The sequence below is a fragment of the Pseudomonas fluorescens genome (genome assembly GCF_019212185.1).
Lineage (GTDB): Bacteria > Pseudomonadota > Gammaproteobacteria > Pseudomonadales > Pseudomonadaceae > Aquipseudomonas.
The window spans coordinates 2,672,891-2,691,663 of sequence record NZ_CP078138.1; the positions used below are offsets into that span (position 1 = coordinate 2,672,891).

Genomic DNA, 18,773 nt, shown 5'->3' on the forward strand with positions numbered 1-18,773 from the left:
AGGTGTGCGGGGTATTGCCCATTATCCGGCACACGCCAACGCAAAGGTCGCTTGCGCATACTTCTGTCGGGAAATCAGCAAGGTCGCTGGCGCCTGGGCCAGTGCTTCGGCAAGGGCGAGGGCAGCGCTTTCGGCGACGCCGTAACAACCCGTGCGCTCGAAAGCGATCTGGGACTGGTGGCTAAGCCGTGCTTCGTAAGCGGACAATTGCTCGCTGCTGAACACGGTCAGGGGCAAGCCCAGTTGCTCAGCCAGTTCGATAAGCCCGGGTTCATCACGTTTCAGGTCGATGCTCGCCAGCGCCGTGATCGATTGCAGATCGATCCGCTGTGCCTGCAAGGCCTGGTCGAGTAACGCGCGCAGCGTGCTGGCCGGGCAGCCGCGTTGGCAGCCCAGGCCGACCACCAGGGTCGGCGCTGCGCGCGTTTCACTCATGCCTGATAGTGGCCTGCGCTTTTGCGCCGGAACAACCAGGCACTGATCAGCCCAAGGGCCAGCCAGAACGCCACGTTGGTCAGATGCGAAGCGATCTTGAACTGCGCTTCGAGGGCCTCGGGGGCGAGCATCGAATGCACTTCCGGTTGCGGCGCGCCGACGATGTGCGGCACCGCCAAGATGGCCACGCCGAGTGCCTTCAGCAGCCAGTTCTTGCCGAAGGCGATCAGGGCGATACCGGCAGCAGTAGACGCGGCAGTACCGATCCACCACATCTGCCGCTGCGCCAGATCCGCGGCGGCGGTGCCCGGCAACTCCGGCGGCAGGCCGAGGGTCGGCGCGAGGACGAAGGTGGCGTAGCCGGCCAGGCCCCAGAGCAGGCCCTGGGACGTGCGGGTCGGGGTGCGCAGGGTGTAGAGTCCGGCGAGCATCAGCGCGAAACCGACCGCCACCACCAGGTTACCGCCGGTGGTCGACAGCACGCGCTGCCAGCCGTCTTCCGGCTCCCAGGCCTCGGCGTCGTGGCTGTGGGCAGCCATCGCCGAGTCGGCATGTTCATGCACTTGCTCGACGGCGGGCTCGGATTTCTCGTAGGTCTCGGCCTGCAAAATCAGCGGCGAGACCCAGAAGCTTTGCAGCAGGGTCAGCAGAAGGGCGGCCAACAGCCCGCTGAAACCTGCGGTTTGAGCAATACGCTTGATCATCTGGGCAGGTCTCAGTGGCACGGGAAAGCGGCGCTGTGCCGGGTGTCGTGAGCGGCGTTGTGCACGGCTTCGATGTGCGAGAAGCCGGCGAAGTACACCAGGCACGCACCGAGGATCGAGGCGCTGAGGGCGGCGACCAGGCGTTGGCCCAGTGTGGTGGTGCCGGCGGCGGTGGCGTGGCGAGTGCTGCTGATGGTCGACATGGCGCTTACCTCTGGTCAGTCAGGGGTGATCCGTGCGCATGCAAGCCTCCGCGAGCAGGCCGCGGAAACTGAAACAGCGCCCGCCCACCGCGGGTTTGTTATTCAAGTATTGCGGGCCGGTCTCCGGGCTCACGAGGGGCTGGCGTTGGCCAAACCTTCAAGAATCGCCTTCCCATGCTGTACATCAGGCACAGTGGCTGTGATTCTTCACTCGCTTACCGTTGCGGGGGCAGCACCGGACTGACATGGGCTTGAAGTAAAGCTCATGATTCACCGGTTTCCCGTTTCACCCTGTGAAGGGCACCCGTAACAAGGTGTGTAGGAGAGCATGGGCGGGTGCTGGCGTCAATCTTGATACCGAGTTGACCCCTTCGCGAGCAGGCTCGCTCCCACAATGGATTTGCGGTCACCAGAACCATTGACCGAGCCCAGTACGATGCGTAGCCTTGCACCTTCGAGGTTCTTCGGCCCCTGCGCCGAAGCTAAGAAGGGAACGCGGTCGATGCCGCGGCTGCCCCCGCAACTGTGAACGGTGTCGTTGCTGCCAGGCCACTGCACGCTCTTCCGAGCGGCGGGAAGGCGCAGTAATCGCCAGTCGAAAGACCGGCCCACCGTCAGCCAGGAGACCTGCCTCGATCCAGATTCTCACTACAACCGGGCGGGGTGATCCGGTGGCGAACTGCTCCCGCGCGCGTCTGCGTCGCTGGTTCTCGTCCCGTATGCCCGCCACCTTGCCAAAGGGCATCCGATGAAAACACTGGCCAAACTCCCCGTCACCATCGTTACCGGCTTCCTTGGCTCGGGCAAAACCACCTTGCTGCGGCACATGCTCGACAACGCCCAGGGCCGGCGCATCGCGGTGATCGTCAACGAATTTGGCGAGCTGGGCATCGACGGCGAAATCCTCAAGCAGTGCTCCATCGGCTGCACCGAAGAAGAAGCCAGCGGCCGGGTCTACGAGTTGGCCAACGGTTGCCTGTGCTGCACCGTCCAGGAAGAATTCTTCCCGGTGATGCGCGAGCTGGTGGCGCGCCGTGGCGACCTCGACCACATCCTCATCGAAACCTCTGGCCTGGCCCTGCCCAAGCCGCTGGTCCAGGCTTTCCAGTGGCCGGAAATCCGCAGCGCCTGCACGGTTGACGCGGTTATTACCGTGGTCGACAGCCCGGCCGTCGCCGCCGGCACCTTCGCCGCCTTCCCGGACCAGGTTGACGCCCAGCGCAAGCTCGACCCGAACCTTGACCACGAGTCGCCGCTGCACGAACTGTTCGCTGACCAACTGGCCAGCGCCGACCTGGTGATCCTCAACAAGACCGACCTGATCAACCCCGAAGACCTGGCCCGAGTGCGCCAGGAAGTCGCCGAGGAACTGCCGCCGGCGGTGAAAATCATCGAGGCCAGCAGCGGTCGCGTGCCGCTGGACGTGCTGATCGGCCTGGGTGCCGGCTCCGAAGAACACATCGACAGCCGCCACAGCCACCACGATCACCACCATGACGGCGACGATCATGAAGACCACGATCACGACGCCTTCGATTCGATCTCCATCGAACTGCCGCAAGCCGATGAAAGCCTGCTGCTCGATGCCCTGACCCAACTGGTGGTGCAGCACGGCATCCTGCGGGTCAAGGGTTTCGCGGCGATCCCGAACAAACCGATGCGCCTGCTGATCCAGGGCGTGGGCACTCGTTTCGACAAGCACTTCGACCGTCAGTGGGGCGCTGAAGAAGCGCGCATCACGCGCCTGGTGCTGATCGGCCAGGAACTGGACGCGGCCTTGCTCGAAGCGCAACTGCGCGCCGCCCTCAGCGTCTGATCCATGCACCTGCTCAGGACCCAGCCCGGCGGATTCGTCTCCGAGGACAACATTGCCGATCTCGGGCAAACCCCCGCCGAGCTGGTGATCCTGTGCAGCGGTGACTCCAGCCTGGCGCTGCTGGCCGAGGCGGCGCAGCAACTGCCCGAGGACTACCCGAGCCTGCGCCTGGCCAACCCGATGCAGGTGCAGAATCACGCCTCGGTCGACCTGTATGTCGATCAGGTGCTGCGCCACGCCAAGGTGATCCTGATCTCGCTGCATGGCGGGATCGCCTATTGGCGCTACGGCGTCGAGCGCCTGATGGAACTGGCGCAGCGCGGTGTGCAACTGATTCTGGTGCCGGGCGACGACCGTCCCGACCCGGAGCTCAGCGACTTGAGCACCGTGCCGGCGGAAGACCGCGAGCGGCTCTGGCACTTCCTGCGTCAGGGCGGCAAGCACAATGCTCTGGAGCTGTATCGCTGCCTGGCCAGTCGCTGGCTTGACCGCGACTATGCCTGGGGCGAGCCGCAAGTGCTGCCACGCACGGCGATCTATCATCCGCATCACGCCCAGCCGAACCTGACCGATTGGCAAGCCGACTGGCGGCCCGGTCAGCCAGTGGCGGCGCTGCTGTTCTACCGCTCGCACTTGCAGGCGGCCAACACCGCGTTCGTCGATGTGTTCTGCCAGCGCTTGCAGGTGGCCGGACTCAATCCCTTGCCAATCGCCGTCGCCAGCCTCAAGGAGCCCGGCTGCCTGACGGTCGTCGAAGACTGGCTGGACGAGGTGCAGGCCGCGCTGATTCTCAACACCACCGGCTTTGCCCAGTCCAGCCCCGAGGCGCCGCACCTGCGGCCGTTCCGCCGCGATATCCCGGTGATCCAGGCGATCTGTGCCCAAGACAACGAGCCGGGCTGGAGTGCCAGCGAACAGGGGCTCGGCCCGCGTGACCTGGCGATGCACATTGCCTTGCCGGAACTGGATGGGCGGATCATCAGTCGGCCCATCAGCTTCAAGGACCTGGCCTGGCGCAGCGAGCGCAGCCAGTGCGATGTGGTCTGTTACCGGGCGCACCCCGAACGCATGGATTTCGTCGCCGAACTGGCCCGGCGCTGGGCCGAGTTGGCGCGCGTGCCGAACGGCGAGAAACGGGTGGCGCTGATTCTTGCCAACTATCCGACTCGCGATGGACGCATTGGCAACGGTGTCGGCCTGGACACCCCGGCAGCGGCCTTGAATATTCTGCGAGCGCTGCAGGAGCAAGGCTATCCGCTGCCGGTCGAACTGCCCGTCAGCGGCACCGCGTTGATCCAGCAACTGCTCGGCGGGGTCAGTAACGATCTCGACAGCATCGACCTGCGCCCCTGCCAGCAAAGCCTGGCGCTGGAGGATTACCGGGCGATGTTCGAGGCCTTGCCGGAAGCTAACCGCAGCGCGGTGCTGCAACGCTGGGGCGAGCCGAGCGCGGACCCGATGTACCGCGACGGGCGGCTGATGATCGCCGGCCTGCGCTTCGGCCTGACCTTTGTCGGCATCCAGCCGGCGCGCGGTTATCAGGTCGATCCGAGCGCGGTCTACCACGACCCGGACCTGGTGCCGCCCCACGCCTACCTGGCGTTCTACTTCTGGCTGCGCAAGGTCTACGGCGCCCATGCGCTGATCCATGTCGGCAAACACGGGAACCTAGAATGGCTGCCGGGCAAGGGTGTTGGCCTGTCCGAGCAGTGCTGGCCGGATGCGCTGCTCGGGCCGCTGCCGAACATCTACCCGTTTATCGTCAACGACCCGGGCGAGGGCGCCCAGGCCAAACGCCGCACCCAAGCGGTGATCATCGACCACCTGATGCCACCCCTGACCCGCGCCGAAACCTACGGCCCGCTGCGCAATCTGGAGTTGCTGGCCGACGAATATTACGAAGCGCAACTGCTCGACCCACGGCGGGCTCGCGAACTGCAGCGCGACATTCTGGCGCTGGTGCGTGAGACCCACATTGACCGTGAGCTGCAACTCGATAGCGACGCCGACGCGGCGATCTGGCTGCCGCGCCTGGACACCTACCTGTGCGACCTCAAGGAATCGCAGATTCGCGATGGGCTGCATGTATTCGGCGAGTCGCCGAGTGGGCGTTTGCGCATCGACACCTTGCTCGCGTTGTTGCGCATTCCCCGGGGGGATGGTCGGGGGGCGCAATCGAGCTTGTTGCGGGCGTTGAGCAAAGCCTTTGCGCTGGGGTTTGATCCGCTGGATTGTGCCCTGGCCGAACCCTGGAGCGGACCGCGCCCGGAGGTGTTGGCCGCGATTACCGACGAGCCCTGGCGCACTGCGGGGGATAGCCGTGAGCGGTTGGAGTTGTTTGCCAGCCAACTCATCTCCCAGACATTGAGCCCTGATACCTGTAGGAGCGAGCCTGCTCGCGATGGTGTATCAGACACATCGCAGTCGCCTGACACTCCATCGCGAGCAGGCTCGCTCCTGCAATGGTCTGCATCGGTAGAAGTCGAAGCCATCCTCGACCACCTGCGCGAAGTCGTCGCCCCGCGCCTGGACGCCTGCGGCCCGGCGGAAATGCACGGTTTGCTCAGCGCCCTCGCCGGACGTTTCGTCCCCGCCGGCCCCAGTGGTGCGCCAAGTCGTGGGCGCCTCGATGTGTTGCCCACCGGGCGTAATTTCTACTCGGTGGACGTGCGCAACCTACCGACCACCACCGCCTGGCGCATCGGTTTTCAATCGGCCAACCTGATTCTCGAACGGCACCTGCAGGACCACGGCGATCACCTGCGCCAGCTCGGCCTGTCAGTGTGGGGCACGGCGACCATGCGCACCGGCGGCGACGACATTGCCCAGGCCATGGCGCTGATGGGCGTGCGTCCGGTGTGGGCCACGGGCAGCCAGCGGGTCGATGACTTCGAAATCCTGCCGCTGAGCCTGCTCGACCGGCCACGGGTCGACGTGACCTTGCGCGTGTCCGGATTCTTCCGCGATGCCTTCGCCAACCTGATCCGCCTGTTCGACGCCGCCGTGCAAGCGGTGGCCGCGCTGGACGAGCCGGATGACCTCAACCCGCTGGCGGCCAAGGTGCGTCAGGAGCGCGAGACGCTGCTGCAGTCCGGACTCGATGCCGATGCGGCGGCGCGCCAGGCCGGCTGGCGGATTTTCGGTGCCAAGCCCGGTGCCTACGGTGCTGGCGTGCAGGGCGCGATCGACGGGCGCCTGTGGCAAAGCCGCGACGACCTGGCCGAGGTCTACCTGAACTGGGGCGGCTACGCCTATGGCGGCGCCGACGAAGGTACGGCGGCGCGCACACAGTTTGCTCAGCGCCTGAGCCAGGTGCAGGCGGTGGTGCAGAACCAGGACAACCGCGAGCACGACCTGCTCGATTCCAACGACTACTACCAATTCCAGGGTGGCATGCTCGCCGCCGTGGAAAGCCTCAGCGGTGCAGCGGCGGCCAGTTATCACGGCGATCACAGCCAGCCGGACCTACCGAAGATCCGCACCCTCAAGGAAGAACTGAACCGGGTGATTCGCTCGCGGGCTGCCAATCCGAAGTGGATTGAGGGGGTTAAGCGCCACGGCTATAAAGGTGCGTTCGAGCTGGCGGCGACCGTCGACAACCTGTTCGCCTTCGATGCCACCACGCAGCTGATCGACGATCACCAGTACGCCTTGCTGGCGGATGCCTACCTGCTCGATCCATCGACCCGAGCGTTCGTCCAGCAGCATAATCCCCATGCCCTGCGCGACATGACCGAGCGCCTGCTGGAAGCCCAGCAGCGCGGCTTGTGGCAGGAGCCAGGGGCCTACCGCGAAGCGCTGGAACACCTGCTGCTGGATATCGAGGAAGAGAGTTGAACCCAAGTACGAGAGCCGAGATGACTGACGTCCCGCATTTTCCGCTGTCCGCCGTGGTCGGCGCCGATGCCTTGAAACTGGCGCTGTGCCTGAGCGCAATCGACCCGAAAATCGGCGGTGTGCTGATCGAGGGACCGCGGGGCATGGCCAAGTCGACCCTGGCCCGGGGCCTGGCCGATCTGCTGGCCAGCGGGCAGTTCGTCACCTTGCCGTTGGGCGCTACCGAAGAGCGGCTGGTCGGCACCCTCGACCTCGACGCGGCGCTGGGCGAGGGTCGTGCGCAGTTTTCCCCGGGCGTCTTGGCCAAGGCTGACGGTGGCGTGCTCTACGTCGATGAAGTCAATCTGCTGCCCGATCACCTGGTGGACCTGCTGCTCGATGTCGCCGCCAGCGGTACCAACCTGGTGGAGCGCGACGGCATTTCCCATCGGCATCCAGCGCGCTTCGTGCTAATCGGCACCATGAACCCGGAGGAGGGCGAGTTGCGTCCGCAACTGCTCGACCGCTTCGGCCTCAACGTCGCCCTCGACGGTCACACTGAACCGCTGGAGCGTGGGCAGATTATCCGTCGCCGCCTGGACTTCGACAGCGATCCGCAAGGCTTCTGCGAACAATGGCAAGAAGCGCAACAGCAACTGCGCGAGCGCTGCCAGCGTGCCCGTGAGGGGCTGGCGGCGATACCCCTGGACGACACGGCCCTGGCGCAGATTACCGAACGCTGTTTTGCCGCCGGAGTCGATGGCCTGCGCGCCGACCTGGTCTGGCTGCGTGCCGCGCGCGCCCATGCCGCCTGGCGCCGTGCTGCAGCCATCAGCGAAGAAGATATCGACGCGGTGGCCGAGTTTGCCCTGCGTCATCGTCGACGCAACCCATCTGCGCAAAGCCACAGCCAGCCACCGGCCACCCAAGCCTCGCCCAACCAATCATCACGGCCCGACGAAGGCCAGGGCCAGTGGGGCGAGTTGCCGGCCCAGGCACTGCCCACTGGCGCTCGCCGTGAGGTGCCGAGCTGGCCAAAAAAGCCCTAGGCATTCGCCCTCGTGCAACGGCGGGGGCGAATGCCAGGCCCCGCGCCGGGCACTTGAAACATGGCCGCCAGGGGCAACGTCAGGCCGCCAGCAGCGGCACGGTGAACTGGCCAGGGACCTTGCTCAATGGCCGTCCCCGGCAACGCGACGACCTGTTGTTTCACCTGCGTACACGCAGTCCTCATGAGTTGTGGCTGGTGATTGTCGACGCCTCGGCCTCGACCCGTCGCCATCACGCTTTGAGCGATGCCAAAGGCTTGTTGGCGCAGTTGTTCGACGACGCCTACCGCCAGCGCGCGCGGCTGGCCTTGCTCACTGCCAGCGGCAGCGCGCCGCGTTGGCAAGTGCAAGGCCTGAAAGCCTCGGCCAGCTTGCGTGACTGGCTCGATGCGCTGGGGGCGGCGGGCGGGACGCCGTTATCGGCGGCATTGGCTGAGGCCGAGACCTGGCTGGCGCGCCGGCAAAAGCGTTATCCGGCCGAACAGCAGCGCATCCTGCTCTTGACCGATGGCCGGCTGAAATCGATGCCCGAGGTGCCGGCCTTCGCCTGCCCGAGCCTGCTGGTGGACATCGAGCGCGGGCCGATCCGCCTCGGTCGGGCGCAAACTCTGGCTCGCGCGTTGAACGCCGAATATCGGCATATCGACGACTGATTCGGCCTCAACGGCTAGCTGCCCTGATCGATGCAACCATCGCCATAAGCCTGATAGCGCAGGGTGTGCACCACGCCCTGGGAGTCAGCGTACGTCAGTTCCCGCGTGCCGATCCCGCAGTACCCGTAGTCGGAGGTCGAGATCACCCGGGCGATATCCAGGTGCATCCCCCAGTGATAGTCCTCTGCAGCAGGTGCCGGGGCGGTGGCGGCTGATACCAGGGGGCTCAGGCTGAGCAGGGCCAGGCCAAGCAAGGCGGTTTTCATGATGGGGTTCCTGTCTAGGCGTTTGAAGGATTTCAACGCCAGTACGACGTACCCCGAGGAGGTTTATTCCCGGATTGAGCAAGCAAATGCATCGGGATTTATGGCAGACTTTCTCGATTAATTCCGTTAATGCGAACATGATTCCGCTATAGCGGAATCTATAGCCAGGAGAAAGCCCCATGAGCATCACCCGATACGGTACCGGCAGCACCGCTGGTGGCGGCCAGCCACGTCCTTTCGCCCGCGCCGTCGAAGCCGACGGCTGGCTGCATGTGTCGGGCCAGGTGCCGGCGCTGGATGGCGAGATCATTGCCGGCGGCATCGTCGAGCAGACCCACCAGACCCTGCGCAATCTGATCGCGATCCTCGAAGAAGCCGGTTATGGCCTGGAAGACGTGGTGCGCACCGGCGTCTGGCTCGACGATCCGCGAGATTTCTGGAGTTTCAACAAGGTCTTCGCCGAGTACTTCAGCCCCGAGCACGCGCCGGCCCGCGCCTGTGTGCAGGCGAGCATGATGGTCGACTGCAAGGTCGAGATCGATTGCATCGCCTACAAGAAAAAGGCCTGAGCCGGCCATGAGCGAAGACCCGATCAAGCGCCGGGCCCGTGGCCTGGACCGGGCGTTCGATATCCTCGATTTCCTCAAGGAAATCGGCCAGCCGCTGCGGCCCAACGACATTGCCAACGCTATCGGCAGCCCCAAGTCCACGGTCTATGAGCTGGTGGCGTCACTGCTTGAGCGACGCATCCTCGAGCCGGTGGGCAAGGACGGTCACGTCTACCTCGGACGCCAGCTGTATTTCCTCGGCCAGGCGCACCTGCGTCATTTCGACCTCAGCCGCGAGGCGGACCAGGCCCTGCAGGAGATCGTCCAGCAGACCCGCGAAACTGCGCAGATGTGCCTGCTCAATGGCCGCAAGTACACCGTGGCGCTGATGAAAGAGGGCGAGCGGCATTTCCGCATCTCCTCGAATATCGGCGAGAGCGCGCCGATTCCCTGGACCGCCTCCGGTCGCCTGCTGCTGGCGCATCTGAGCGACCAGCAGATTGCAGAGCTGATCGACGACGAGGATTTCATCCTGCCCGACGGCCAGCGTCTACCGCTGGAGCAGTTCCTTGCACAAATCCGCCAGGCCGGCGCCGAAGGATTTTTCTCCTTCGACAGTGTCGCTGACACCTTCACCCATTGTTTTGCCGCCCCGGTCAAAGATCCCGGCGGCGTGGCGATTGCCACGCTGTGCATCGTCGCCCCAAGGGCCGACGCCGAACGCAACCATGATGACTACCGCCGGGTGCTGATCGACAGCGCCAACCGCCTGGCCCGTCGCATCAACGAATAACCCTGCCGAGCAAGGAGTTAACCCATGTCTTCAACAGTGAATACGGTCGTGGAAAAAGGCGCGGCGCCAGCGGGTGCCCATTTGGTGCGCGACGTCAGTCTGCCGGCATTGGTGCTGCACCGCGAGGCGCTGGAGCACAACATTCGCTGGATGCAGCAATTCGTCACGGCCAGCGGCGCCGAGCTGGCGCCCCACGGCAAGACCAGCATGATCCCGGCTTTGTTCCGCCGCCAACTCGACGCTGGCGCCTGGGGCATCACCCTTGCCACTGCCGTGCAGACCCGCGCCGCCTATGCCCATGGCGTGCGCCGGGTGTTGTTGGCTAATCAGTTGGTCGGCGCGCCGAACATGGCCTTGATCAGCGAGCTGTTGAGCGACCCAGACTTCGAGTTTCATTGCATGGTCGATCACCCGGACAACGTCGCCGAGCTCGGGGCGTTTTTCGCCGGGCGCGGTCAGCGCTTGAACGTAATGATTGAGTACGGCGTGGTCGGCGGGCGCTGCGGCTGCCGCACTGAGGCCGAGGTGCTGGCCCTGGCGGCGGCGATCAAGGGGCAACCGGCGCTGGCACTCACCGGCATCGAGGGCTATGAAGGGGTGATTCACGGCGAGCAGGCGGTCAGCGGGATTCGCCAGTTTGCCCATTCGCTGGTGCGCCTTGCGGTGCAACTGCAGGACAGCGGCGCCTTTGCCAGCGAGCGGCCGATCATCACCGCCTCGGGCTCGGCCTGGTATGACCTGATCGCCGAATCCTTCGCCGCGCAGAACGCCAGCGGGCGCTTCCTTAGCGTGTTGCGTCCCGGCAGTTACGTGGCCCACGACCACGGCATCTACAAGGAGGCGCAATGCTGCGTGCTGGATCGACGCAGCGATCTGCACGAAGGCCTGCGCCCGGCGCTGGAAGTCTGGGCCCATGTGCAGTCGCTGCCGGAGCCGGGCTTAGCCGTCGTCGCACTGGGCAAGCGCGACGTCGCGTATGACGCCGGGTTGCCGGTGCCGTTGCTGCGTTACAGGGCTGGTGTTTTACCGGCATCAGGGGATGACGTCAGCGCCTGTCAGGTCACCAAGGTGATGGACCAGCATGCGTTCATGACCGTTGCGCCGGGAGTCGAGTTGCGGATCGGCGACATCATCGCCTTCGGTGCTTCCCACCCCTGCCTGACCTTCGACAAATGGCGCAGCGTCTTGTTGGTGGATGAGCAGTTGCAGGTGATCGAGAGCCTGGACACCTGCTTCTAGTCGGCATGCTTCAGTCGCGGAAAAACACCTGCACCAGGTGGTAGCCGAACTTGCTCTTGATCGGCCCGTGCACCACCCGCAACGGCTTCTTGAAGATCACCGCATCGATGGCGCCGACCATCTGCCCCGGGCGCACTTCGCCGAGGTCGCCACCGCGCTTGCCGGAGGGGCAGATGGAGAACTTCTTGGCCAGCACGTCAAAAGCTTCGCCCTTGGCGATGCGCTGTTTGAGCTGTTCGGCCTCGTCAGAGGTCTTCACCAGAATGTGGCGGGCTTGGGCTTTCATGGGGCAAATACCTTGCAGCGGTGGTGACGGCGGGGCGCGATTATGCCTGATCTCAGTCGTTGTGGCTGATCATCTGACGAATCTTGCCGGCCAGTTGTTCAATGGTAAACGGCTTGACCAGCAGGTCCATGCCCTCCTCGAGAAAGCCCTGGCGCTCGGCGGCCTTTTCCGCGTAGCCGGTCATGAGCAGCACCTTGAGCCCGGGGCGATGCTGGCGGGCGATCTCGGCCAACTGCCGGCCATTCATGCCCGGCAGGCCAACATCGGTGACCAGCAAATCGATGCGCGTCGGCGATTCCAGCAGCGGCAGGGCACTGTTGGCGTTTTGCGCTTCATGGGTGGCGTAGCCCAGTTCGTGCAGTACATTGAGCACCAGCAGGCGCACCGCCGGGTCGTCCTCGACCAGCACCACGCATTCGCCGGCGGCGGCAAAATGGCTGTCGAGCTTCAGTGAGTCGTCCGAGATCGGCTGCGTCGGGTTGTGCAGGCGTGGCAGGTACAGGCGCACGCAGGTGCCCTTGCCGGGTTCGCTGTCGAGGGTCACGTGGCCGCCAGACTGCTGGGCAAAACCGTAGATCATCGACAGCCCGAGGCCGGTGCCCTGGCCAATGGGCTTGGTGGTGAAGAACGGATCGAAGGCCTTGGCCAGCACCCGCGCGGTCATGCCGGAGCCGTTGTCGCGCACGCCGAGCATCACATAGTCGCCGGCCTTGACCGGTTCCAGGGTGCTGATGTCGCTGCCGTCGAGGTAGCTGTTGGCGGTTTCGATCAGCAACTTGCCGCCGTCGGGCATGGCGTCGCGGGCGTTGATCACCAGGTTGAGCAGGGCGTTCTCCAGTTGCCCGGCGTCGGTGTTGACCGGCCACACGTCCGGCGCCAGTTCGAACGTGAGCTCGATGTGTTCGCCCTTGGTGCGGCGGATCAGTTCTTCCAGCGAGCGCACCAGGGTGTTCGGGTCCAGTGGCCGGCGGTCCAGCGACTGGCGCCGGGAGAACGCCAGCAGGCGGTGGGTCAGCGCCGCCGCACGGTTGGCCGAGGACACGGCTGCGTCGGCAAAGCGGCCGATGTCCTCGATGCGACCTTCGCCGATGTAGCGCTGGATCATGTCGAGGCTGCCGATGATCCCGGTGAGCATGTTGTTGAAGTCGTGGGCGATACCGCCGGTGAGTTGCCCCACAGCTTCCATTTTTTGCGCATGGCGCAGGGCGTCTTCGGCCCGTTCGCGCTCGAACATTTCGTTCTGCAGGCGATGGTTGAGCTCGGCCAACGCCTCGGTGCGGGTGGCGACCCGTTCTTCCAGGGTTTCATTGAGATTGCGCAGGGCTTCCTCGGTCTGTTTGCGCTCGGTCTCGTCGATCACGAAGATATAGAAACCGTTGACCGCGCCGTCGGGACCGAAACGCGGCAAGTATTTCATCAGTGCATAGCGTGGCCGGCCATCGCGGTGCGGCGAGTAGGCTTCAAAGCTGCACGGCTTACCGGCCAGCGCGGCGCGTATGTGTTCGACGCGGGTGGCATAGATCTCCGGCCCGAGCACTTCGAGAATGGTCTTGCCGTACAGCTCCTGCGGGGTCTTGCCGTACCAGTCGAGGTAGGCACTGTTGTTCAGGCGAAAGCGTTGCTCGTGGTCGACATAGCTGATCAGCACCGGCATGGCGTTGATGATCAGTTGCAGTTCGGTCTGGCTCTGGCGCAGTGCCTGTTCGGTGTGCTTGCGTTCGGTGAGGTCGAGGGCCGCGCCAAGAAAGCGCATTGGCCGGCCATGGTGATCCTTGTAGCAACGGCCCCGAGCGAACACCCAACGGACCTCGCCATCGGCTTGTTGCAGGCGGTATTCCTCGGCGTATTCGGTGCCTTGGCTGATGCAGTGCTTGATGCTGCGCGCGACGATAGCGCGGTCTTCCGGGTGGACGCCGTGCAGGTACTCGCTGATCGGTAGTTGATTGGCCAGCGTCGGGTCGACGCCGTGCAGCTGGGCGAAGTGCGCGTCGGCGATGAAGCGGTCGCTGCCGATATCCCAGTCCCAGGTGCCCACCGCTTCGGTGGCGGCGAGGGCCAGTTGCAGGCGCTGCTCGCTGTCCTGCTGGGCGCGCAGGCTGGCTTCGGAACGCTGCTTGAGTTCGAGGGCGATGCGTCGGCGTTCGTTGGTCTCGATAGCGGTGACCAGGATCCCGGCGACCTCGCCGAGTTCGTCGCGGATCGGGCTGTAGGTCAGGTCGAGGAAGAATTCCTGCTCGTGCTGTTCGCGTTGCAGGACGAAGCGCTGCTCGCTAAAGAAACGCACCTGGCCTTGTAGTACGGCATCGTAGATCGGCGTGGTGAACTCGCGAAGCTCCGGCCAGGTGTCGTGGATCGGCTGACCGAAGGCATGCGGGTGCTTGTTGCCGGCCAGCAGGGCAAAGCCGTCGTTGTAGATCTGCGACAGCTGCGGGCCCCAGAGCAGGAGCATCGGCATCGGCGAGTGGATCACGATGTCGACGGCGGTGCGCAGGCTCTGCGGCCAGTGACTGGCGTCGCCCAACGGGCTGCGTGCGCCATCGAGTCGGGCAATCAGGGCCTGGGCGTCGCCGGTAGGGGATCGGTTCATCGAGGTTCCTGAGTCCTTCATCCAGTGCGTGTTGAGGATGTAGACGTCGGCGGGCGGGAAAAGTCTCGTTGGATGTGTATTTGAGTGTTGGGCGCGGCTCAGTTCCTTTGTAGGAGCCAGCCTGCTGGCGATGAAGTTGATGCGGTATGGCTGATGGCCTCATCGCGAGCAGGCTCGCTCCTACAGGGGGGGGGGGTCAATCCCGCAATTCCGGGCGATCGCGGTATTGCTCCAGCGCCTCGGGATTGGCCAGGGCGTCGGTGTTTTTTACCTGCTGGCCATGCACCACATTCTTCACCGCCAGCTCGACGACTTTGCCGCTGATGGTGCGCGGGATGTCGGTGACTGCGACTATCTTCGCTGGCACGTGGCGCGGGGTGGTGTTGGCGCGGATCACCTGGCGAATCTGCTGCTGCAACTCGTCGTCGAGCACCACGCCATCCTGCAAGCGCACGAACAGCACCACGCGTACGTCGTCCTGCCATTGCTGGCCGATGGCGACGCTGTCGAGCACCTGCGTGACTTTCTCGACCTGGCGATAGATCTCGGCCGTGCCGATTCTCACCCCACCCGGATTGAGCACCGCATCGGAGCGCCCGTGGATCATCCAGCCTCCGTGGGCCAATTCCTCGGCATAGTCGCCTTGGGCCCAGACTCCCGGGAACTGGCTGAAATACGAGGCGCGCAGCTTTTCCCCGTCCGGGTCATTCCACAAGCCAATCGGCATGGCCGGGAAGTGGCGGGTGCAGACCAGTTCGCCTTTCTCGCCGATCACCGGCTGCCCGGCGTCGTTCCACACTTCGATGGCCATGCCCAGGCTCTTGCCCTGCATCTCGCTGCGGCGCACCGAGGTCAGCGGGTTGCCGTTGACGAAGCAGGAGACAATGTCGGTGCCGCCGGACATAGAGGCCAGGCACAGGTCAGCCTTGATCTCGCGATAGACGTAGTCGTAGCTCTGCGGCGACAGCGCCGAGCCGGTGCAGAGCAGGGTTTTCAGGCTGCTCAGGTTGTGGCTCAGGCGCGGTTGCAGACCCTGGCTTTCCAGGGTGGCGAGGTACTTGGGACTGGTGCCGAAGACGGTGATCGACTCGCGGTCGATGAGGTCGAGCAGGCGCTGCGGCCCGGGCTCGAACGGCGAGCCGTCATACAGTACGACGCTGCTGCCCACCGCCAGGGCCGAGACCAGCCAGTTCCACATCATCCAGCCACAGGTGGTGTAGTAGAACAGTCGATCGTCATGGCCGAGGTCGGTGTGCAGGCCGTGCTCCTTGACGTGTTGCAGGAGCACGCCACCGGTGCCGTGGATGATGCACTTCGGCACCCCGGTGGTGCCGCTGGAATAGAGGATGTACAGAGGATGGGCGAAGGGCACCGGGACAAATTCCGGTTCGCCGCCGGCCTCGTAGAACGCGTCCCACAACGCCACTCGGGCCTCGGTGTGATAGTCCGTTGGCTGCGCCTCGGGGCGGGCGTAAGGGACGATCAGCAGTTGCCGCAGCGACGGCAGGCGGGCAAGGATTTCGTTGACCTTGGCGGTCTGGTTGAGGGTCTTGCCGGCATAGCGATAACCGGCGCAGGTCATCAATACCTTGGGTTCGATCTGGCCGAAACGGTCGATCACCCCCTGGGTGCCAAAGTCCGGCGAGGAGCACGACCAGACGGCGCCGAGGCTGGTGGTCGCGAGCATGCCGACCAGGGTCTGCCAGGTGTTGGGCATGCACGCCGCGACCCGGTCGCCGACGCCAACACCGGCGGCTTGCAGGCTCTTTTGCAGGCCGGCGACGTGGGATGCCAGTTCGGAAAAGGTCAGTTGTTCGCGCTGGCCGTCCTCACCGATTGCCACCACCGCCACGCCGTCGTCGCGGCGGCGCAGCAGGTGTTCGGCAAAGTTCAGGGTCGCTCCGGGAAACCACTCGGCGCTGGGCATCTTTGGGCCTTCGCGCAAGACCGTAGCGGGCGGTTCGACGAAGCGCACATCGAAGAAATCAACGATCGCCTGCCAGAAGTCTTCGCGATGCTCGATGCTCCATCGATGCAAGGCCGGATAGTCGTCGAGGTCCAGCCCGAGGCGCTGGTTGCACAGGCGCCGGAACCCATCCATGCGTGTGTTGGCGATGCGCTCGGCGCTGGGTTGCCACAAGATCTCTGACATTGGATTTCCCTGATTTTTATTGTTGTCGGGTGTCGCTGTTTACTGCGCCAACCAACCACCGTCGATGTTCCAGGCTGCGCCACGCACCTGGCTGCCGGCCTCGCTGCAGAGGAACAGTACCAGCTCGCCGAGTTGCGGCGGGGTGACGAATTCCAGTGACGGCTGCTTCTCGGCCAGCAGGTCGTGTTGTGCCTGTTGCGGGTCGATGCCACTGGCGATGCGGTCGTCGATCTGCTTCTGTACCAGCGGCGTCAGCACCCAGCCGGGGCAGATCGCGTTGCAGGTGACATTGCTGGTGGCGGTCTCCAGGCCAACCACCTTGGTCAGGCCGATCACCCCGTGCTTGGCGGCGACGTACGCGGCCTTGCCCAGCGAACCGACCTGGCCATGCACCGAGGCAATGTTGACGATCCGCCCCCAGCCCTTGGCGCGCATGCCCGGCAAGGCCAGACGAGTGCTGTGGAACACCGACGACAGGTTGATCGCGATGATCGAATCCCAGCGCTCCACCGGGAATTCTTCCACCGCCGCGACGTGCTGGATGCCGGCGTTGTTGACCAGAATGTCGACACCGCCGAACTCGCGTTCGGCGTAGGCGAGCATGTCGGCGATCTGAGTCGGGTCGCTGACGTCGGCCGGGTGATGGCCGACTTTTCCGCCAAATTGTGCGACCTCGGCAATCACCTTCGAGGCGTCGCCGAAGCCGTTGAGAATCAGGTTGGCGCCAGCCTTGGCCAGGCTCAGGGCGATGCCCAGGCCGATGCCGCTGGTGGAGCCGGTGACCAGTGCGGTCTTGCCATTCAGGGTGGTCATGGTTGCCTCACACAATGCCGGTGGCATAGAAGGTTGCGATTACGACGAAGACCGCCAGCGTCTTGATCAGCGTAATACAGAAAATGTCTTTATAGGCTTCGCGGTGGGTCAGCCCGGTGACCGCCAGCAGGGTGATCACCGCGCCGTTGTGCGGCAGGGTGTCCATGCCGCCGCTGGCCATGGCGGCGACCCGGTGCAGCACTTCCAGCGGAATGTTCGCGGCGTGGGCGGCGGCGATGAAGTCATTGGCCATGGCGGCCAGGGCGATGCTCATGCCGCCGGACGCGGAACCGGTGATACCGGCCAGCAGGGTCACGGTGATCGCTTCGTTGACCAGCGGGTTGGGGATGCTTTTCAGCCAGTCGGCCAGTACCAGGAAGCCTGGCAACGAAGCGATGACCGCGCCGAAACCGTATTCCGAGGCGGTATTCATCGCCGCCAGCAAGGCGCCGCTGACCGCGCTTTTGCTGCCTTCGGCGAGCTTGCTGCGAATCGCCTGGAAGCCAAACACCAAGACCATCAGGATGCCCACCAGCAACGCCGCCTGAACCGCCCAGATCGCGGTGAGCTTGGCGATTTCGGTGGTCACCGGTGCGCTCATGCCCGGCAGGCTGAGGCTGTGGGTCTTGCCATACCACTGGGGAATCCAGTGGGTGAACAGCAGGTTCATGACGCCCACCGCCAGCAGCGGCGAGATCGCCAGCCAGGGGTTCGGCAGTTTCAGGTCTTCAGCGGTTTCCGGCTCGTTGCGCAGTTCAGTGCCGTAGCCTTCGCCGTTGCGCAGCGCCTTGTTGCGCTGGCGCTGGAGGAACAGCATGCCGGCGCAGAACACGAAAATCGTGCCGATCAGGCCCAGCCACGGTGCGGCCCAGGCGGTGGTGTTGAAGAAGGTGCTGGGGATGATGTTCTGAATCTGCGGGGTGCCGGGCAGGGCGTCCATGGTGAACGAAAACGCACCGAGGGCGATGGTCGCCGGGATCAGCCGCTTGGGGATATTGCTCTGACGGAACATCTCGGCGGCAAACGGGTACACCGCGAACACCACCACGAACAGCGACACGCCGCCGTAGGTGAGCAGGGCGCAGACCAGCACGATCACCAGCATCGCCTGGCGGGTGCCGAGCACGCGGATGGCGGCGGCGACGATCGAGCGCGAGAAGCCGGACAGCTCAATCAGCTTGCCGAACACCGCACCGAGCAGGAATACCGGGAAATACAGTTTGATGAAGCCGACCATTTTCTCCATGAACACGCCGGTGAAGGCGGGCGCAACGGCGGAAGGGTCGGTGAGCAGGACGGCGCCAAGGGCGGCAATGGGGGCGAAGAGGATAACGCTGTAGCCACGGTAAGCGGCGAGCATCAACAGCGCGAGGGCTGCCAAAGCGATGATCACACTCATGGTGTGTCTCCTGG

16 protein-coding genes and 2 riboswitches are annotated in these 18,773 nt (G+C 64.6%); of the genes, 7 read left to right on the top strand and 9 right to left on the bottom strand.

Annotated features, from left to right (window positions below):
* Positions 1–21: 21 nt before the first annotated feature.
* Genes KW062_RS12205 through KW062_RS12215 form a run of 3 tightly spaced genes read right to left on the bottom strand, consistent with a single transcriptional unit; the run spans position 22 to position 1,342 of the window.
* Positions 22–435, bottom strand: a complete 414-nt coding sequence (locus KW062_RS12205) for a cobalamin biosynthesis protein (RefSeq protein ID WP_027620349.1) — start codon at positions 433–435, stop codon at positions 22–24.
* On the bottom strand, positions 432–1,139 hold the full coding sequence (locus tag KW062_RS12210) for a CbtA family protein (RefSeq protein ID WP_027620348.1): 708 nt from the start codon (positions 1,137–1,139) through the stop codon (positions 432–434). The genes KW062_RS12205 and KW062_RS12210 overlap by 4 nt, the downstream gene beginning before the upstream one ends.
* An 11-nt stretch (positions 1,140–1,150) precedes the next feature.
* A complete protein-coding gene (locus tag KW062_RS12215) occupies positions 1,151–1,342 on the bottom strand; it encodes a CbtB domain-containing protein (protein WP_027620347.1) in 192 nt (63 codons plus the stop codon).
* Between the two features lie 97 nt (positions 1,343–1,439).
* Positions 1,440–1,665, bottom strand: a riboswitch (cobalamin riboswitch).
* A 117-nt stretch (positions 1,666–1,782) separates the two neighbouring features.
* A riboswitch (cobalamin riboswitch) is annotated at positions 1,783–1,991 on the top strand.
* 99 nt (positions 1,992–2,090) lie between these two features.
* On the opposite strand from KW062_RS12215, the gene cobW reads away from it, so the two are divergent.
* From cobW to KW062_RS12235, 4 genes are read left to right on the top strand one after another with little or no spacing between them, the layout of a single operon-like run.
* Complete coding sequence (cobW, locus tag KW062_RS12220; RefSeq protein ID WP_027620346.1) at positions 2,091–3,158, top strand: cobalamin biosynthesis protein CobW; 1,068 nt, start codon at positions 2,091–2,093, stop codon at positions 3,156–3,158.
* Between the two features lie 3 nt (positions 3,159–3,161).
* Positions 3,162–6,995: a cobaltochelatase subunit CobN gene (cobN, locus tag KW062_RS12225; protein WP_105755722.1), complete on the top strand. Its 3,834-nt coding sequence runs from the start codon at positions 3,162–3,164 to the stop codon at positions 6,993–6,995.
* 20 nt (positions 6,996–7,015) lie between these two features.
* Complete coding sequence (locus tag KW062_RS12230; protein ID WP_105755723.1) at positions 7,016–8,023, top strand: ATP-binding protein; 1,008 nt, start codon at positions 7,016–7,018, stop codon at positions 8,021–8,023.
* Positions 8,024–8,076: 53 nt separating this feature from the next.
* Positions 8,077–8,676, top strand: a complete 600-nt coding sequence (locus KW062_RS12235) for a vWA domain-containing protein (RefSeq protein WP_027620343.1) — start codon at positions 8,077–8,079, stop codon at positions 8,674–8,676.
* 14 nt (positions 8,677–8,690) lie between these two features.
* Here KW062_RS12235 and KW062_RS12240 read toward each other — a convergent pair whose 3' ends face one another.
* A complete protein-coding gene (locus KW062_RS12240) occupies positions 8,691–8,942 on the bottom strand; it encodes a DUF2790 domain-containing protein (RefSeq protein ID WP_027620342.1) in 252 nt (83 codons plus the stop codon).
* A 179-nt stretch (positions 8,943–9,121) separates the two neighbouring features.
* Here KW062_RS12240 and KW062_RS12245 point away from each other — a divergent pair, with 179 nt between their 5' ends.
* Genes KW062_RS12245 through KW062_RS12255 form a run of 3 tightly spaced genes read left to right on the top strand, consistent with a single transcriptional unit; the run spans position 9,122 to position 11,522 of the window.
* On the top strand, positions 9,122–9,511 hold the full coding sequence (locus tag KW062_RS12245; protein ID WP_027620341.1) for a RidA family protein: 390 nt from the start codon (positions 9,122–9,124) through the stop codon (positions 9,509–9,511).
* Positions 9,512–9,518: 7 nt separating this feature from the next.
* Complete coding sequence (locus tag KW062_RS12250) at positions 9,519–10,283, top strand: IclR family transcriptional regulator (protein WP_105755724.1); 765 nt, start codon at positions 9,519–9,521, stop codon at positions 10,281–10,283.
* A gap of 24 nt (positions 10,284–10,307) precedes the next feature.
* Positions 10,308–11,522 carry an amino acid deaminase gene (locus KW062_RS12255; RefSeq protein WP_105755725.1) on the top strand — a complete coding sequence of 405 codons (1,215 nt, stop codon included), beginning with the start codon at positions 10,308–10,310 and terminating at the stop codon, positions 11,520–11,522.
* A gap of 10 nt (positions 11,523–11,532) precedes the next feature.
* On the opposite strand, the gene KW062_RS12260 is transcribed toward KW062_RS12255, so the two are convergent.
* The 5 genes from KW062_RS12260 to KW062_RS12280 all read right to left on the bottom strand — a co-directional run bounded on the left by KW062_RS12260 (position 11,533) and on the right by KW062_RS12280 (position 18,759).
* On the bottom strand, positions 11,533–11,808 hold the full coding sequence (locus tag KW062_RS12260) for a peptidylprolyl isomerase (protein WP_027620338.1): 276 nt from the start codon (positions 11,806–11,808) through the stop codon (positions 11,533–11,535).
* A gap of 52 nt (positions 11,809–11,860) precedes the next feature.
* Positions 11,861–14,395 (bottom strand): PAS domain-containing hybrid sensor histidine kinase/response regulator, encoded by a 2,535-nt coding sequence (locus tag KW062_RS12265; RefSeq protein WP_105755726.1) that lies wholly within the window; start codon positions 14,393–14,395, stop codon positions 11,861–11,863.
* Between the two features lie 196 nt (positions 14,396–14,591).
* Positions 14,592–16,547 (bottom strand): acetoacetate--CoA ligase, encoded by a 1,956-nt coding sequence (locus KW062_RS12270; RefSeq protein ID WP_105755727.1) that lies wholly within the window; start codon positions 16,545–16,547, stop codon positions 14,592–14,594.
* Positions 16,548–16,586: 39 nt separating this feature from the next.
* The gene (gene hbdH / locus KW062_RS12275; protein WP_027620335.1) at positions 16,587–17,360 is read right to left on the bottom strand and encodes a 3-hydroxybutyrate dehydrogenase; all 774 of its coding nucleotides are present in this window, start codon (positions 17,358–17,360) and stop codon (positions 16,587–16,589) included.
* A gap of 7 nt (positions 17,361–17,367) precedes the next feature.
* Entirely contained in the window at positions 17,368–18,759 is a 1,392-nt protein-coding gene (locus KW062_RS12280; RefSeq protein WP_027620334.1) for a GntP family permease, read from the bottom strand.
* Between the last annotated feature and the right edge of the window lie 14 nt (positions 18,760–18,773).

Excerpts from the sequence above, each read along its gene's own strand:
- KW062_RS12205 (WP_027620349.1), bottom strand. The coding sequence starts at position 435 with ATGAGTGAAACGCGCGCAGCGCCGACCCTGGTGGTCGGCCTGGGCTGC.
- KW062_RS12210 (WP_027620348.1), bottom strand. The coding sequence starts at position 1,139 with ATGATCAAGCGTATTGCTCAAACCGCAGGTTTCAGCGGGCTGTTGGCC.
- KW062_RS12215 (WP_027620347.1), bottom strand. The coding sequence starts at position 1,342 with ATGTCGACCATCAGCAGCACTCGCCACGCCACCGCCGCCGGCACCACC.
- cobW (WP_027620346.1), top strand. The coding sequence starts at position 2,091 with ATGAAAACACTGGCCAAACTCCCCGTCACCATCGTTACCGGCTTCCTT.
- cobN (WP_105755722.1), top strand. The coding sequence starts at position 3,162 with ATGCACCTGCTCAGGACCCAGCCCGGCGGATTCGTCTCCGAGGACAAC.
- KW062_RS12230 (WP_105755723.1), top strand. The coding sequence starts at position 7,016 with ATGACTGACGTCCCGCATTTTCCGCTGTCCGCCGTGGTCGGCGCCGAT.
- KW062_RS12240 (WP_027620342.1), bottom strand. The coding sequence starts at position 8,942 with ATGAAAACCGCCTTGCTTGGCCTGGCCCTGCTCAGCCTGAGCCCCCTG.
- KW062_RS12245 (WP_027620341.1), top strand. The coding sequence starts at position 9,122 with ATGAGCATCACCCGATACGGTACCGGCAGCACCGCTGGTGGCGGCCAG.
- KW062_RS12250 (WP_105755724.1), top strand. The coding sequence starts at position 9,519 with ATGAGCGAAGACCCGATCAAGCGCCGGGCCCGTGGCCTGGACCGGGCG.
- KW062_RS12255 (WP_105755725.1), top strand. The coding sequence starts at position 10,308 with ATGTCTTCAACAGTGAATACGGTCGTGGAAAAAGGCGCGGCGCCAGCG.
- KW062_RS12260 (WP_027620338.1), bottom strand. The coding sequence starts at position 11,808 with ATGAAAGCCCAAGCCCGCCACATTCTGGTGAAGACCTCTGACGAGGCC.
- KW062_RS12265 (WP_105755726.1), bottom strand. The coding sequence starts at position 14,395 with ATGAACCGATCCCCTACCGGCGACGCCCAGGCCCTGATTGCCCGACTC.
- KW062_RS12270 (WP_105755727.1), bottom strand. The coding sequence starts at position 16,547 with ATGTCAGAGATCTTGTGGCAACCCAGCGCCGAGCGCATCGCCAACACA.
- hbdH (WP_027620335.1), bottom strand. The coding sequence starts at position 17,360 with ATGACCACCCTGAATGGCAAGACCGCACTGGTCACCGGCTCCACCAGC.
- KW062_RS12280 (WP_027620334.1), bottom strand. The coding sequence starts at position 18,759 with ATGAGTGTGATCATCGCTTTGGCAGCCCTCGCGCTGTTGATGCTCGCC.